Origin of the sequence: Mucilaginibacter paludis DSM 18603 (genome assembly GCF_000166195.2) — a bacterium.
Classification (GTDB): Bacteria; Bacteroidota; Bacteroidia; order Sphingobacteriales; family Sphingobacteriaceae; genus Mucilaginibacter; species Mucilaginibacter paludis.
The window spans coordinates 859,092-874,262 of the sequence record NZ_CM001403.1 but is presented as its reverse complement, the minus strand read 5'-3'; the positions used below and the strand labels follow the sequence as shown (position 1 = coordinate 874,262).

Annotated in this window: 12 protein-coding genes; 5 read left to right on the top strand and 7 right to left on the bottom strand. The window is 44.1% G+C overall.

Annotated features, from left to right (window positions below; all coding sequences use genetic code 11):
• Positions 1-144 precede the first annotated feature (144 nt).
• The 5 genes from MUCPA_RS03770 to MUCPA_RS03740 all read left to right on the top strand — a co-directional run bounded on the left by MUCPA_RS03770 (position 145) and on the right by MUCPA_RS03740 (position 7,753).
• Positions 145-2,310 (top strand): glycoside hydrolase family 3 N-terminal domain-containing protein, encoded by a 2,166-nt coding sequence (locus MUCPA_RS03770; RefSeq protein ID WP_008504540.1) that lies wholly within the window; start codon positions 145-147, stop codon positions 2,308-2,310.
• A gap of 89 nt (positions 2,311-2,399) precedes the next feature.
• Positions 2,400-4,268, top strand: a complete 1,869-nt coding sequence (locus tag MUCPA_RS03765; RefSeq protein WP_008504539.1) for a glycoside hydrolase family 97 protein — start codon at positions 2,400-2,402, stop codon at positions 4,266-4,268.
• A 1,122-nt stretch (positions 4,269-5,390) separates the two neighbouring features.
• Positions 5,391-5,828, top strand: a complete 438-nt coding sequence (locus MUCPA_RS03750; RefSeq protein WP_008504538.1) for a hypothetical protein — start codon at positions 5,391-5,393, stop codon at positions 5,826-5,828.
• A 53-nt stretch (positions 5,829-5,881) separates the two neighbouring features.
• Positions 5,882-6,577: a hypothetical protein gene (locus tag MUCPA_RS03745; RefSeq protein WP_008504537.1), complete on the top strand. Its 696-nt coding sequence runs from the start codon at positions 5,882-5,884 to the stop codon at positions 6,575-6,577.
• Positions 6,578-6,649: 72 nt separating this feature from the next.
• Positions 6,650-7,753 (top strand): glycoside hydrolase family 43 protein, encoded by a 1,104-nt coding sequence (locus MUCPA_RS03740; RefSeq protein ID WP_008504536.1) that lies wholly within the window; start codon positions 6,650-6,652, stop codon positions 7,751-7,753.
• A 100-nt stretch (positions 7,754-7,853) separates the two neighbouring features.
• On the opposite strand, the gene MUCPA_RS03735 is transcribed toward MUCPA_RS03740, so the two are convergent.
• The 7 genes from MUCPA_RS03735 to MUCPA_RS35650 all read right to left on the bottom strand — a co-directional run bounded on the left by MUCPA_RS03735 (position 7,854) and on the right by MUCPA_RS35650 (position 15,157).
• Positions 7,854-9,029, bottom strand: a complete 1,176-nt coding sequence (locus MUCPA_RS03735; RefSeq protein ID WP_008504535.1) for a lipase family protein — start codon at positions 9,027-9,029, stop codon at positions 7,854-7,856.
• A gap of 80 nt (positions 9,030-9,109) precedes the next feature.
• Positions 9,110-9,262, bottom strand: coding sequence for a hypothetical protein (locus MUCPA_RS37545; protein ID WP_157543805.1), 153 nt, complete (start codon positions 9,260-9,262; stop codon positions 9,110-9,112).
• A gap of 38 nt (positions 9,263-9,300) precedes the next feature.
• Positions 9,301-10,047, bottom strand: coding sequence for a LytR/AlgR family response regulator transcription factor (locus MUCPA_RS03730; RefSeq protein WP_008504534.1), 747 nt, complete (start codon positions 10,045-10,047; stop codon positions 9,301-9,303).
• Between the two features lie 59 nt (positions 10,048-10,106).
• The gene (locus MUCPA_RS03725; RefSeq protein WP_008504533.1) at positions 10,107-10,961 is read right to left on the bottom strand and encodes an HvfC/BufC N-terminal domain-containing protein; all 855 of its coding nucleotides are present in this window, start codon (positions 10,959-10,961) and stop codon (positions 10,107-10,109) included.
• The gene (gene bufB / locus MUCPA_RS03720; RefSeq protein WP_008504532.1) at positions 10,954-11,877 is read right to left on the bottom strand and encodes an MNIO family bufferin maturase; all 924 of its coding nucleotides are present in this window, start codon (positions 11,875-11,877) and stop codon (positions 10,954-10,956) included. Before bufB ends, MUCPA_RS03725 begins: the two co-directional genes overlap by 8 nt.
• Before the next feature lie 15 nt (positions 11,878-11,892).
• Complete coding sequence (locus tag MUCPA_RS03715) at positions 11,893-13,983, bottom strand: ferritin-like domain-containing protein (protein WP_008504531.1); 2,091 nt, start codon at positions 13,981-13,983, stop codon at positions 11,893-11,895.
• A gap of 211 nt (positions 13,984-14,194) precedes the next feature.
• Entirely contained in the window at positions 14,195-15,157 is a 963-nt protein-coding gene (locus MUCPA_RS35650; protein ID WP_008504530.1) for an SAM-dependent methyltransferase, read from the bottom strand.
• Positions 15,158-15,171: the final 14 nt, after the last annotated feature.

The window sequence follows — 15,171 nt, the reverse complement described above, 5'->3', positions numbered from 1 at the left end:
AATAGAATTTAAGTTCATAACGCAGTTTTTAGGGTCATATTTTGCATAAAGAACACAAGGAGCTATTTAATGCCTGATTTTATGTTGATGCTAAGGGATAAAAATTAATGCGCCTTGTATAATAAACACATTACCAACTATCAAATGAAGTATAAAAAAATTTGGATAATTTTTGCCGTCCTCACCAGTTTGGGCCTTATTAAAACAGCATTTTGCCAGCAAATACCGATTTATAGAAACCCCGATAAAAAGCTTAGCACGCGTGTGCAGGACCTGATTTCGAGGTTGACGCTTGCCGAAAAGGTTTCGCTGCTGGGCTATCGCAGCCAGGCTGTGCCGCGTTTAAATATCCCGGCCTATAACTGGTGGAACGAAGGGCTGCACGGTGTGGCCCGCGCCGGCGAAGCCACTATTTTTCCGCAAGCTATTGCTATGGCTGCAACTTTTGATGATAACCTGGTTAAGCAGGTTGCCAACGTAGTATCAACCGAGGCCAGGGCCAAGTACAATTTATCAACCGCTATGGGCAGGCATTTGCAATATATGGGGCTCACGTTTTGGTCGCCCAATATTAATATTTTTCGCGATCCGCGTTGGGGCCGCGGGCAGGAAACCTATGGCGAAGATCCGTTTTTAACCAGTAAAATGGGTAATGCCTATGTGCATGGCCTGCAAGGTACAGATCCCCTGCATTTAAAAACATCGGCAACGGCCAAACACTTTGTAGCCCATAGCGGCCCCGAAGGCGAAAGGGATTATTTTGACGCCCTGGTTGACGAGAAAGATTTACGCGATACCTACCTCTATGCCTTTAAAAGTTTGGTAGATGGCGGCGTAGAATCTATCATGACGGCCTATAACCGCGTAAACGGTGTGCCCAATTCTATCAACAAAACCTTGGTGAACGACATTGTGATTAAAGAATGGGGCTTTAAAGGGCATGTAGTAACCGACTGCGGTGCCCTGGACGATGTTTACAAAACCCACAAAGTGTTGCCCAATAGGATGGAGGTTGCCGCCGCAGCCATTAAGGCGGGTGTAGACCTGGATTGCTCGAGCATATTTCAAACCGATATCATCAACGCCATTAACAATAAATTACTGACCGAGAAGCAGGTGGATGCGGCCTTAGCGGCAGTTTTATCAACCCAATTTAAATTGGGTTTTTTTGATGCGCCATCATCATCACCGTTTTACAGCTTCGGCGCCGACAGCATTCATAACGACAGCCACGTGATGCTGGCCCGCCAAATGGCGCAAAAAAGTATGGTGCTTTTAAAAAACGACAAGCAAATTTTACCACTCAAAATGCAAAACTACTCGAGCATAATGGTAGTAGGGCCGAACGCGGCGTCGTTAGATGCCCTGGTAGCCAGTTACCACGGTGTGAGCAGCAAAGCTGTTAATTTTGTTGAAGGGATAACCGCCGCCGTAGACAAAGGCACAAGGGTAGAATACGACCTTGGCGCAGACTACCGTGATACCACGCATTTTGGCGGAATTTGGGGAGCCGGTAATGCCGATGTAACGGTGGCCGTAATAGGATTAACCCCGGTTTTAGAAGGGGAGGCTGGCGACGCATTTCTATCGCAAACGGGCGGAGATAAGAAAGATTTAAGTTTGCCTGCCGGCGATATTGCTTTTATGAAAGCCTTGCGCAAATCGGTTAAAAAGCCCATTATAGCCGTGGTAACCAGTGGTAGCGATGTTGATATTGCAGCTATTGCACCTTATGCAGACGCCGTTATATTGGCCTGGTACCCAGGCGAACAGGGCGGAAATGCGCTTGCCGATATTTTATTTGGCAAGATTTCGCCATCGGGCCATTTACCCTTAACTTTTTATAATTCGGTTAATGATTTGCCCGCCTACAACAACTATAGCATGAAGGGCCGCACTTACCGTTACTTTGCCGGGGCGGTGCAATATCCCTTTGGTTTTGGTTTAAGCTATACTACTTTTAACTATCAGTGGCAGCAACAGCCTAAAACAAGTTACAGCGCTAAAGATACTATCCAGCTTTCGGTGGTTGTAAAAAACACAGGCAACATCAGTGCCGACGAAGTGGTACAAGCATACATTGGCTACCCTACTTTAAACCGGATGCCATTAAAGGAGTTAAAGGGTTTTAAACGCATTACCTTAAATAAAGGTTCCACAAGTTTGGCCAGCATCAGTATACCTGTCACCGAACTGCAAAAGTGGAACAGCAGCAAACATCAATTTGAGCTTTATCCGGGTAATTATACCGTGTATCTGGGGAGTGATTCTGAGGATAAGAAGCTGAGTGCGGTTTTTAAAGTGAAGTGATGAAGCTGAATATACCATAGTTGCAATAATTTATTTACTTTTAAAAACTGTGCAGCACAGTGCTCATACTCCAAGTAACAAGGATACCAATGAAAGCATTTAATACCCTACTGACTTTTTTGTTTTTAATAACTGTAAAAAGCGCATTTGCGCAAGGCCAGGCCGTTACTATCAACAGTCCGGATAAGCGCTTGTCATTAAGTGTTTTCACAACGGATAAAAAGCTTGTTTACTCCGTTCGGGCGGGTAATACTCCCATTATCAAACCCTCTGCACTGGGTTTAAAGGTTGATAATACCGATTTGGGCGACAATGCGCAGATAAGCGGTACAGCGGTGCTAAGCACCATCAATGAAAGTTATGCAATTTTAGGAAACCACAGCGTGGCGTATAACCGCGCCAACGAGGCAGATATCCCCGTTGCAGCATCAGGCCGTAAATTCAGCATCATCGTTCGTGTTTATAATGACGGCGTTGCTATTCGTTATACAATCCCAGTCGAATCCAAACATATTGATGGCGAGTACACAGCCTGGAGCCTGCCCGATAAAGTTACTAAAATTGCCTGGGCCGATTTTCATCAAAGTTATGAGGGTTTAAACTACGTAACCCCTGTAGCAAAAATTCCAGAAGGAAAAACCATCATGTCGCCGGTTACTTTTGAAGCTGGCGGCTACTATGTTTCGATAGCGGAGGCCGACTGCGAAAATTTTTCGGATATGGCGCTGGTTCGTAACGGTAATGTATTGAGTGTAAACTTCCCGTTCGCAAAAAGTGGCTGGGACATCAAACCTGCAATCACCCAAATTCCGTTGAATGGTATGTATCACGGAAAGCAAGTTTCGCCATGGCGCACCACCCTTGTAGCCCGATCAATGAACGAACTGGTGAACTCAGACCTGGTAACCAATTTATGCCCGGCACCGGCAGCAGGAAGCGATTTTTCGTGGGTTAAACCCGGGCGGGCCCTATGGCAATGGTGGAGTGTTGGCTCGCCAAAGTACGAAGACCAAAAAAAATGGTACGATGCCGCGGCGAAACTAAAATGGGAGTATTACCTTGTTGACGATGGATGGCGCTACTGGCAACAACCCGGAAAAGACCAGTGGGCTTTATTGAAGGAAGTGATTAACTATGGTAAAACGGTTGGCGTAAAATCATTGGTTTGGGTAGATTCGAAAGAGTTTAGGAAAGCGCCGGAACGCAAGGCCTACCTGGAAAAGGTTAAAGCTATTGGTGCGGATGGAATTAAAATTGATTTTATACCCGATGCTACAGACGAAATTATGCAGTGGTATGCCGAAACTATGCAGGATTGCGCTGATTTAAAATTACTGCTCAACTTTCATGGCAGCGTAAAACCCACGGGCCTGCGCCGTACTTATCCTAACGATATGACCAGGGAAGCCATAAGAGGCAACGAGTACCACATGACGCGATACAACCGTGTTATGCCGCCGCAGCACGATGTTACGGTGCCTTTCACCCGCTTACTGGCGGGTCCGGCTGATTTTACTGCGGTGATATTGAACCCTAAAGAACTTGAAAGTACAAAATTTACCTGGCCGCATGAGTTTGCGCAGGCCATTGTTTACCTATCGCCCATCACTCACTTCGCCGATCAGTACCAGTATTATCTGGATAGCCCGATGTTTGATCTTTTTCAGCAATTGCCTACCACCTGGGACGAAACCAGGGTATTGCCTTGCACCAGCATGGGCGATGTAGTGGCCTTTGCACGCCGTAAGGGTGATACCTGGTGGGTAGGTGTAATGAATGGAGGGGATGAGCGGGAAATCAAAATTCCGCTGGATTTTTTGAACAAGAAAACTCAGGCTTCGCTTGTTTATGACGGGGCAACCAATAACAGTGTTGACAGGCGAGAGCAAACCGTAACAAAGCACGATGTATTAACCATAAGGCTGCGCCCAAGTGGTGGTTTTGTTGCTAAAATGTAACCGCTTTTGAGTGATGGAGCAAAAGTTGGTTCTCTGACGAGTAGTATGGTTAAATTGAAAAACAAAGCAATAAATTACAGTTTATAATGACGCATTGTTAAGTTTTTGATTTTCAGTACTAAATTTCTCTCCATCATGTCATCCTGACGGGAGGAGGGATCTTTTGCACGCGGTAAGTATGCAGCATATTGAGTGCACTGATTGTCAATCGCTTATTTTGCGTTAATAATCAGAGCTCTTAATTTAAAGCATCGGCCCGCTCAATCGCCGCGGGAAGGGGCTTGTCACTTTTTGTCTTGATACAAAAAGTAACCAAAAAAATCAAGACTGCCCGATCCTTCCACCCACAGGCCAACACCCGGCCCGGCGTGCAGTCAGGCTTTTGCGCACATTTCTTTCTGCGCAAAATAGCCTACAGGTTCCCAACGTCATACCTGTTTTTTCCCGTTGGCCGGGTCCGTTACTTATAATGAAATTCATTTAAGTTGTTGATTATCAATGCATTTTTTCTTTTCACTTTGTCATCCCGACGCGAGGAGGGATCTTCTGAAAGCGTTAAGTATGCATCATATTAGGTGCGCTGATTATCAATGTGCTTATTTGTTCCGATAATCAGTATTCATAATTTATAGCGTCGGCACGCTCAATCGCTGCGGGAAGGGCTTTGTTCTTTTTCTTGACAAAAAAGAACCAAAAAGTCAAGACTGCCCGATCCTTCCGCCCACAGGCCAAACCCGGCCCGGCGCGCAGTCCGGCCTTTGCGCACTTTGCCTGTGTGCAAGAGAAGATCACTAAGGTTCAAAATATCATCGCTTTTTTTTGGCTGGCCAGGTTTGTTACTTGTAAAAGTTTATGATGCTGATAATCAATGGTTAAATTAAAAATAAGATCTTAAAATAGTAGTGGGATTTCACAAAAAATATCATTAGTAAAATATTGGCTTAGCCTATCACTTACAAATCGAATTTTTAGTGCCCATACAAAACGTCATAGAGCCCAAAAGTTTATGCCGTGTTATGATGATTTTAAAATATTCATATTCTTTTAAAAGCCTTTGGATGTAAAGCCCAAAGGCTTTTTCTATATTTACGTCTATTTTAACCTTGATCTTATCCTTGTTATATGAAAATAAAGCATATCCTTTCTGCCATTGCAATCGGGGTGGTGTTTTTCATCAGCTCATGCAAAATGTATTACATTCCTGTTGAGAGCTTTAAACAACAATTTGCTGTTTGGGATACCTCTAAATTTAAGCAGGTGAAAACACAGGGGCCTATGGGTGATGTAGTTAAATACAAAACTTACCCGATAGATGCTGTGAAATGCGTAGATAAGGATGGAAATCCGGTATTACTAAAAAATAGCCCTGCCCTGGAAATTCGTTTTACCGACGTCAATAACAAAAGGACCACGTTTTATTTCGACCGTATTTTTGTTAAAGGAGATTCGATACAAGGCTCGCAATCCAGGTTTTTTTTCGTGATCAAAACCATTCCGTTAAGTACGGTGAAACTGATTGAGATACAGGATAGCAGGAAGAAATTAAAGTATGTTGACTAAGGGCTTTTTGCATCGCCTTAATATACCAATTTTGCCTACCGGCATCACTTACTATGAGAATAGCACTAATTATTGTTTTATTAAGCTTTTTCAATTTTGCTCATGCACAAAATACGCTGAATGTTTCTTTGAAAAAGAAGTTAGATAGTATCGGTGTACTTGATCAGAAGTATCGCGAAGCTCAGACAATTTTAAACAGGGGAGGCAATGCCGATTCTGTTGCCGATTTGTTCGGCAGGTCGTCCAAGGGCCTGTTCATGTTTTTGATTAACGATATGCAAAGGGTTGATTCGCTCAATATGTTACAAGTGAAAGCAATGATCAACCATTATGGTTATCCCGGAAAAAGTTTGGTTGGGGTTCCTACTAACGAAGTAGCCTGGAATGTTATTCAACATTCACCACATATAAAAGACTACATCAGCATCATTGAAAAGGCTTCGAAGCATCATGAATTACCCTTTACCTTGTATGGCAAAATGCTGGACAGGCGGCTGATGGAGGAAGGTAAAGCGCAAATTTTTGGCACCCAGATTTATGGATTAACAGTAGTTGATAGGGCAAGCGGAAAAAAAGAATGGCGGATGTTTGTGTGGCCTGTACGTGCAGCCAATCATGTTAATGCTGTGCGGAAAAAAGCGGGTTTTGAGCAGTCGATCGAGGCTTATGCGAGATCTTTTGGTGTAACATATAGCCCGATAACATTAGCAGAAGTAAAAGAACTCCAAAAGGCAGTAAATAAATTTTAGAGAAAATTTCTGCACAAGTAAGCAGCATGCTTATATTGCAGCGTATTCCAATAAAATTATAAACCACTGCCAATGAGATTCTTTAAGATTTTAGCAACTGTTGCTGCACTGGCCTTATCGGCGGGCAGCAGCTTAGCACAAAACAATAACGCTGAGCAAGCCCCTACGGGTATCGAAATCGTATCCAGGTTGCAAAAACCGAAGAACGCGCCTGTCTTTGATGAGAAAAAATTGAGCGGCTACCTGCTGGTTTATTTTAAAGATCAAAACCAATCGGCCTACCTGGCTATCAGTAAAGATGGTTATACCTTTACCGATATTAATAACGGGCAGCCCGTATTTATAGGCTCACAACTGGCTGAACAAAAAGGTGTACGCGACCCGCATATTACACGTGGGCCCGACGGCGCTTTTTACCTGGCCATGACCGACCTGCATATCTTTGGGAAAAGGGCAGGCTTTCGCGATACCGAGTGGGAGCGCCCCGCAGAAAAATACGGGTGGGGTAATAACCGCGCTATGGTGATGATGAAATCGTACGACTTGATCCACTGGACACATGCTGATTTCCGGGTTGACCTGGCTTTTCCGGAATTAGGAGATATCGATTGCTCATGGGCGCCTGAAACCATTTATGATCCTGTGAAAAAGAAAATGATGGTGTACTTTACCATACGCTACAATAATAAAGATGCTAACATTTACTACTCATACGCCAATAACGATTTCACCAAATTGGAAACTGTGCCCCAACAAATAACTACCGTAGGCGGTATCGACGCCGATATAACAAAAGTTGGCGATCAGTACCAGTTATTTTATGTATCAAAGGCGCGGGTGTTTCATGCCGTATCGAACAAAATTAATACTGATTTTAAAGCGGAAGACAGGCGGATAGATCCTGAAACGGTAAACACCGAAGCCCCCAATTTATTTAAGCGCCTCGGTACCGATAAATGGGTGTTAATGTACGATGTGTATGGCGCCCGCCCCAACAATATGGGGTTTAGCGAAACGGTCGATTTTGTAAACTTTACCAATATTAATCACTTTAACGAGGGTGTAATGAAAACCACCAACTTTACCGGCCCTAAGCACGGCGCGGTAACTTATCTTACCCATGACGAGTTAAAGGTCATTGCTGCACATTGGAAAGTTGATATCAATCTGGATTGATCGTGTTGGTATTCTTCGGCCAAAGCCAAACCGGCAGCGGCATGAATCTGCGGCCGCCGGTTTATTCTCAAAAAAACAATTTCAAATAGCCAATCCACGCTTAAAGATGCGCGCAAAGGCAGATATTGTTATTGTAAAGCTGTTGCGTAACGCTACATACGTCGAAAGGTATTGAAGGCGTGGTTTGCAAAATTTCCAGTGAGTAGGCGGCAACGTGCTGGTAGAGCATCTCGGCTACAAAATCGCATAAATCAGCGTCATCTTTATCACTTGAAGTTACGCAAGCCGCGGTGCAATTATAGCCTGGGGTGTCGGCAGGTTGTACAAATGTTCCGGCAAACTGGCCCTTTTTGTCCGGATCCATTGGGCTGTAGTCATCTAAAGCAGTGCCTACCTGTGCCCTGGTAATAATGCAGTTTACGTATTTAGGTGTGGTTACCCCATTTGAAGCGTAGATGCTTTTGATAACACCAAGGTTGGCCCATGCTTGCGGAACCACATCCAGCGAATTCCATATTTTACAATTAAACTGTTGCCATACCGGGTTGGTGCCTGGCCCGGTTGCCTTGAAAGACTGGGTAAAATATTGAACGTAGTCTTTATTGCCGATATCGGGCCCGGCAGTTGCATATACATTGGCTGCTTGCAGTAGTGCGGGGTTAACTGTGGCTGCTGTACCAAACAAGGCAAGCGCCAAAGCAGGTGCCAGCGCACCGCCAAGGCTGTGCCCTGTTACCACTACTGAGTTTGTCGCCACATTGATGTTGTCGCCGGCAAAGAAATCGCTGATGGATAAACCGGTTGATGGGTCGGTCATTTCGTATAATAAAATGTTTACGCCATCATTGGTGCCGGTTGATATCTTAGGATTCAGTCCGCCAGGCGAGCCGAAAGCCCATTTTACTGTACTTACTACCTGCCCATCTTCAACCACCACGTCAAATACCGACGTTGCCTTGGTACCGGCGATAGCTACTACATAGGTGTTAACGCTGTTTATGGCCAGGTTAAAAACTACCATCGTGTTACTTGCAGTAGCGGTTACGCCGTTGTTGTTTGATGAATAGTCTTTTGGGGCGATATATACTGCCGGCCCCCAGGCCACAGATACGCCAGACAGGCCGTAGTCGGTCAGATAACCAGGTATGGCATCTTTTAATTGTGTCTGCATGGCTTGTTCTGCCTGCTCAATGGAGTCTACACTCGTATCATTAACGAGTTCCTTTGCCATATTGGAGATCATGGACATGGCAAAAATCTGTTGAAATTGATTCATAATAGAATAGGTTTTTGGTTTAAGTAAATGTTATAGCCAACGTGTTGGCGTTGGCATACTTAAAGGTGGTAACAAAAACTTTAATGCCGGGATGTTTGATTACAGATACCCCTGTTTTTGGTTATAAAACGGGATATAGCGGGGACGAAGTTAACATCGCTAAAGGCAACAGAAATACAGGTAGGCAGGCCATCAATTAATTCGGCCCAAAGGATACCTGGCGGTATACTCATGGAGAGGCAAACTTTATCTTTTATTGACGTAGAGCCTTTTAAGAGATCAAATTAAGGCTATTTTTTAATGTTTTAATATACGAATCGTTTACGGTAAATCTTTTATATGGGGTATATACTTCGTCGCCTTTAAACTCATCAATAAACGGCAACTGCACAATCTCTGCACGGTTAATTTGTATAAAGTTATTTTGCAAGTGTTTGGGGATGATGTTTTGTGATGTTTTATGCAGCGAACTCCTGATGTAATATTCCATATCGTCTGCTGCATTAAACAGTACGGTATAATTTTTATCGGAAGTTAGGTAGACTACATTTTTCCAGGATACTTTTTTATACTTATCACCTATCTTTACAAAAAAAGTTTCGCTGCCATGGTTTTCGGGCTGCATAGGCGCATCAACGGCATGGAAATTTTGGATAGCGCTTTGTATCGCTACAATCAACGAAGCCATATCTAAAGGTTTGGTTAAATAGGCAGCAGGCCTTGATTGAATAGCTTCGTCAAGTGCGTCTTTTTCAAAACCGGCGGTTATAAAAATATACGGCTTTTTGTAAAACTTATACATCATTCTACCTAATTCAATCCCACCGATATTTTTATTGTTCAGATCGATATCAAGCAAAGCAATATCATAATTAAGCGTATTTAAAGCAATTACAGCTTCTTCAAAATTAGTTGCTATACCTGTCACGCGGAAACCCAATTCGTTAAGGCTGTTTTTCAGGCTTTTGGCCCATCGTTCTTCATGGTCTACAATCAGTATGGTTATATCTGTTTGCATTTGGTATTTTCAGTTTAGGTAGATAGTGATTTATAAATTATTGTAAATTCATGTTATTACTAACATGAATTTACTGGGAGTAGATAGCCGGTATCAATCGCTATCGGTGTCCATAACAATAGGTCGGCCATTAATTGGTGGGGTGGGATACAGCAAATATCGGCCACTGCACCAATGGTGCCTGTATAACTTGCTGAGCTTTGGAGTATTTGTAAAAAATGCCATTGCCATTGTTCAAGCTCCTGCATCCTGATATGGTAGTTTTTTCTGCTTACCGCTATCAAAGTTTCCTTTTTTTCGGGTATAAGGGCATCTTCCTTGCGGTAGGCTTTCCTCACAAAGTCAATTAAAGCAAACTGTTGCCTCAGCAGGCGTAAGGCCGGGTTAGTTTTAAAATGGGCTGTTGCATAAGCCCAGGTCAATTGTTCGCCGGTTGCTGGTAAGGCCGATTCCTGTTCGGCTCCTTTACATCTGGTTATTTCGGATATGGCACGCTCCAGTACGGCCATTTCAACCGGGAGGTTAAAAATGGCAATATCCTGAGCCATGCCTGATTTGTGGTCCGGCTGAGAGGCTTGCAGAAAATCAGGAAAATCTCTGCCCAGGTCAAATAAATCCGGACTTTGAGAGGGTACATTCACCAGGTAGGCTCGTACAAATGTTTCGAACAGTTCATCGCCCATTAATTTTTTTACTGCCGTAAATTCAGCCATCATACATTCCAGCAAACGATAGAAATAGCCTCGTGCATAAATACCTATCTTTTCGGAGGCTGATAATTTAAAAGATGCGTTGATCAGCTGTTGATGATTGAGCCCGTAATGATGGTCGGCAAGTCCGATTTTATCAGGCAGGGTACCAGGTTTAACCAGTATGGAGGTAAACCACCTTTGCACATTTTCCAGCTCAGTCATAAGATACCCAAAGTTGGTGGTCAACTGGATTTGACGCCACTTGGCCCGTTTGCATGCTGTACACCGGAACTTCGGGGAAATTGCCGAGTAACACTTGCCTTGCCTTATTAACTTCGGCAACCAGTTCCGGGTAATCCGGAATGTTGGAATCCCACTCCAGCAGGGTGGATACACCTCCGGTTAGTTGCTGCGCCAGGCGATATAATTTCCAAACCTGGGTGGGTACCGGCTGATCATGAGTATCCAGCAAATGAGTATGGCAGTCGGTTGGGCCTGCTATGTGTATCTGCACAACGGCATCATGTGGTATGTTGCGGATGTAAAATTCGGGATCGAAACCATGATTGGTTCCCGAAACGAAAACATTATTCACATCAAGCAGCAAACCGCAGCCCGTTTTGTTAACCAGTTCGGTCATAAACTCCCATTCCTGCAAGGTTGAGTGCTGAAACTGAAGATACGTAGAAGGGTTTTCAAGTATTAATGGCCGTTTTAAAAAATCTTGTATCCGGCTTACCCTCCCGGCCACGTGGTCCAGGCTTTCCAGGGTTAAAGGCATAGGCAGCAGGTCGTGCGTGTTTAAATTTGCCACCCCGGTCCAGCATAAATGGTCGGATATCCAAACTGGCTTTACCAGGTTGGCCAGTTCTTTTAATTGCGTTAAATAATTCAAGTTGAGCGGGTCTGTGCTCCCTACAGACATGGATACGCCGTGCATCACAACAGGCCTTATGGAGGCGATATGTTGCAGCACATGCCTGGCATAGCCAAAGTTGTTCATGTAGTTTTCGCTAATGATTTCGAACCAATCCACCACCGGGTCATTCTTCATCAGGTGATCATAGTGTTTGGTACGTAAACCAACGCCCAGGCCTAAATTGGGGAGGCCCAGGCGTTTTGTTTTGGCTGTGTTCATCTCAGTTTAAATTGATCAGGTTGAAGGAGGAAAAGCCATACGCAGATCGCTTGTTACCGGTTTTGGGGGCACTGGCTGTGCAGGGTTACGGTTGGCCAGTACGGCAACATAGGCGTTCCAGGCGATATCATGCACCAGGTCGCCGGTTTTAAATCCTATTTTGTTTTTTCCATCGGGCAGTTGTACCGTTTTATACGAGCCATCTGCTTGTTTAACAAAATCGTTAAGCTCCATGGTGCCCGTAGTTATGGTTTTGCCATTATCAGTGCTGATAACCGGGTAAATCTGCGAAGCCGATATTGGTACAGCGCAGCCGCCGAAACTTCCGCAAAGATTATCGCCAGGAGCGCTGTACACAGGCTGTGGCGGTTTTGGCCCGCCGCATAATGGCTCGGCAGCTTTTAATTTGGGTACGCTTGCCCCACATGATTTGGACTGCCCCACCTGCTGTACAAATCCGCAGCCGCCTTCGCCCTTGCACGAGTTAGAGCCCCTGCAGTTATGATAAATTTCGGCAGAAGCACAGCTGTTGCCCGGGCTGTCGCCGTAATCAATGCCTTGGCAGGCGTGGTACAGCGCGTTGTTTTGTTTTTGTTGTACCGGTACTGACAGATCAGGCACTTGCCCAAATACGGCCCAGCACATCATCAGCCTGTCGCCAGAACCACTCATGGAAGGGAAAGGAAAACCAACGCTGCTGTTTTGCCAGTAACTGTCCAGTACGGAAGTTATGCCCGCAATTGCTCCGGTGGCAATCTCGCAAAATTGCTTATAGTTTTCCAGTCGTTTGGTATCGTTCGAGTCGCCGTTGCCGTTCGGGTCATTCAGCCTGTTTAAAGCCCCGGCAATATCTTCTGCTTTGGGCAGCGGGTAGGTGTTTTGATCGTAGTCGACCGTTTTCAAATCTTCGGCTTTCCATTTGCCACCGCCTGTTTTATGCCAGGTTGGCCAGGTAATTATTTTATTTGATTCCAGGTCTGTCCTGATTTCGATGAATCTCTCATAGTGGTCTTTTTTATCATTATGAGAGCGGGCATAAGCATCTGTCGATGGTGCTGGTTTGCCTGCATCGGTGTATGATGGATAATCAGTTTCCAAAGCCAGGTCAGATGCCTGATAGTCGGGCTTAACGGCCTGCAAGCCGAATGCTTCTTTGGCTATACTTTTTTTAATCCCGCTGCCCTCACCCTGGTCGGTAATGGCGCTGATCAGTTTAAACACCACCTCTTTGGCTTTTTCCGGAACCCAGCCCTCAATGGTGGTTTCAAAACCCTGGTATTCGCGGTAGGGATGGCCGGGAGATGAAGCGTTAAAAACATCCTGTTGTAACGCACCGGGCGAATAAACTTTTTCAAAAAGTGTGGTATTATCGTGGTAGGTGATGTTGAGGTAATCCCATATCAGCTGATACATCAACCCGATGCTTCCCAGCATAGGAAGCTGTTCGCCAATTTGCCAGTTTTTTAACGGCGCAGTATGGATGTACTTAGCATGATACGCTGGTTCAATACGGCCTATAGCATCTTCTTCGGGCGCTTCAATAGCTAAAAATAGTTCGTTTTGTAATTGGTTTAGTTCGTCTAATTTTACCCGGATGTCTTTGTAATAAACGGGAGCTTTGCCACTTTGGGGTTCAGGCCAAACCGGTTTGCAGTCTTTAAAATCAATAATGCCGGGTATAACGGTGCTATCTTTGTCATAAACAGTCCATGCATAACCGGGCGCAGGCGACATTTGCGTAAAAACAGGCGTAACACCTAATGCATTGGCCAGGTTTGAAGCTAACTGCAGGTGAAGCATTTCTTCAATAAATACGCTGAATATGGTATTAAAGGCAACCTCGTTTTCCTTAATGTTACCCAGGTTGTTATTACCCGGCTTGTAGGTGGGTGCCATTCCCGGCCATTTGCGGCCCTGGTAAAGGTTGTTGTTGCCGGTAATCTGGTGCATGCCCTGGATCGAATACAACGAGGTCATGTACAGGGGGATGGTAAAAAGTTCAACATTTACTGCAGTTTGAATGAGCGCTGCAAGAGCCGCTTTGTCCGTCTCGAGGTTTGACGAATGGCGATCAACAAGATCAGCCTTGGTGGCATGAAGTTTCATAGTAATAAGGTAATTGGTTAAAGGTTTATAATTTGCTTTTGGTAATAAGCTGGCCCGGTATTGAACCAGGCTACTTTTTACTTAGGCATATTATTGGATTTTTAGGTTAATCTAATTTATAAAAAAAATAAAGTAATAAGTATAATTAAAAAATATTTTTTTTGATCAGGTTTAAATTGCTTTGGAGGCTGATTTGACTGTAAGTATTTGGCTAACTGAATAATTGAAATTTAAAATGCGGATTGCTGTTTAAGATATATTCAAAAGAAACCGCTGTAGTTGTATCGTCTAACAAGGCTAAATGATAAGGTAAAGTAAGGCCGCTTTGGTAAGCGTCAAGTTTATGATCCCCATATACCGTTATATCGGTTAACAGGGCTAAAGTTTTATGGCTTTCAACGGAAGGTACCGGCAGTGTTACGGGATGGTTTTGATTAACGTATTGCCCGACTGTATAAATATTGCCAATCAATTTACGCTGTGATTTTTGGCCGCCTTCAAGAAACGATGCCTGCTCTTGGGCCATATTGAGCAACATGGCGTTAACGGAAATTTCTTGCGGAATAAAAATTCCCTTGTCTGGCAGTTGGGGTATCAGGTTGTTCATAATGGCCACCTGTGGTTCTTTGCGTAACGCGTTTTGCATTGTTTCCGTAATAATCAGGTGGATATGATCTTCCGGGTCTAAAAGATAAGTGGAGGCATCAGCATGAATATATTTTTGAACATAATAATCTATTTCGAACTCCTTATATAGCTTGGATACGGCATTAAGCGATACTTCATTAATATCGAGCATAAACAATGAAATTTGCTCTGCCGTAAATAGGCTTGTTAGGGGTGTTACTAATGTTGCGTACGGCCCTGTGCCTGCATAAAGTATATTGATTCTGGTAGATGGGTAATGATGTTGTAACTGCAATATGGCTTGGTATATACCTTTAATAAATTTCCTGGTGCGCTCAATATCCAATAAACAATGAGCTGCCTTTTGAGGGGAAATTGCTTTGCCTGATTCGAGAAAGATATCCTGATCTGTAATACTGTTGGCGTAGATGCGGGTAATAGCCGAATATTGGTTGTGCAAGAGATGGACAGCCTCGTATAGATCTTTATAGTTTTCACTAAAAAGCAGCGTTTGGATGGCACTGTCAATATTTTCAATAGATTTCATGTGGTATGTGTGAT

Coding starts and splice junctions, on each gene's coding strand:
- MUCPA_RS03750 (WP_008504538.1), top strand. CDS start 5,391: ATGAAAATAAAGCATATCCTTTCTGCCATTGCAATCGGGGTGGTGTTT.
- bufB (WP_008504532.1), bottom strand. CDS start 11,877: ATGAACACAGCCAAAACAAAACGCCTGGGCCTCCCCAATTTAGGCCTG.
- MUCPA_RS03735 (WP_008504535.1), bottom strand. CDS start 9,029: ATGAATCAATTTCAACAGATTTTTGCCATGTCCATGATCTCCAATATG.
- MUCPA_RS37545 (WP_157543805.1), bottom strand. CDS start 9,262: ATGAGTATACCGCCAGGTATCCTTTGGGCCGAATTAATTGATGGCCTG.
- MUCPA_RS03765 (WP_008504539.1), top strand. CDS start 2,400: ATGAAAGCATTTAATACCCTACTGACTTTTTTGTTTTTAATAACTGTA.
- MUCPA_RS35650 (WP_008504530.1), bottom strand. CDS start 15,157: ATGAAATCTATTGAAAATATTGACAGTGCCATCCAAACGCTGCTTTTT.
- MUCPA_RS03745 (WP_008504537.1), top strand. CDS start 5,882: ATGAGAATAGCACTAATTATTGTTTTATTAAGCTTTTTCAATTTTGCT.
- MUCPA_RS03770 (WP_008504540.1), top strand. CDS start 145: ATGAAGTATAAAAAAATTTGGATAATTTTTGCCGTCCTCACCAGTTTG.
- MUCPA_RS03715 (WP_008504531.1), bottom strand. CDS start 13,983: ATGAAACTTCATGCCACCAAGGCTGATCTTGTTGATCGCCATTCGTCA.
- MUCPA_RS03740 (WP_008504536.1), top strand. CDS start 6,650: ATGAGATTCTTTAAGATTTTAGCAACTGTTGCTGCACTGGCCTTATCG.
- MUCPA_RS03730 (WP_008504534.1), bottom strand. CDS start 10,047: ATGCAAACAGATATAACCATACTGATTGTAGACCATGAAGAACGATGG.
- MUCPA_RS03725 (WP_008504533.1), bottom strand. CDS start 10,961: ATGACTGAGCTGGAAAATGTGCAAAGGTGGTTTACCTCCATACTGGTT.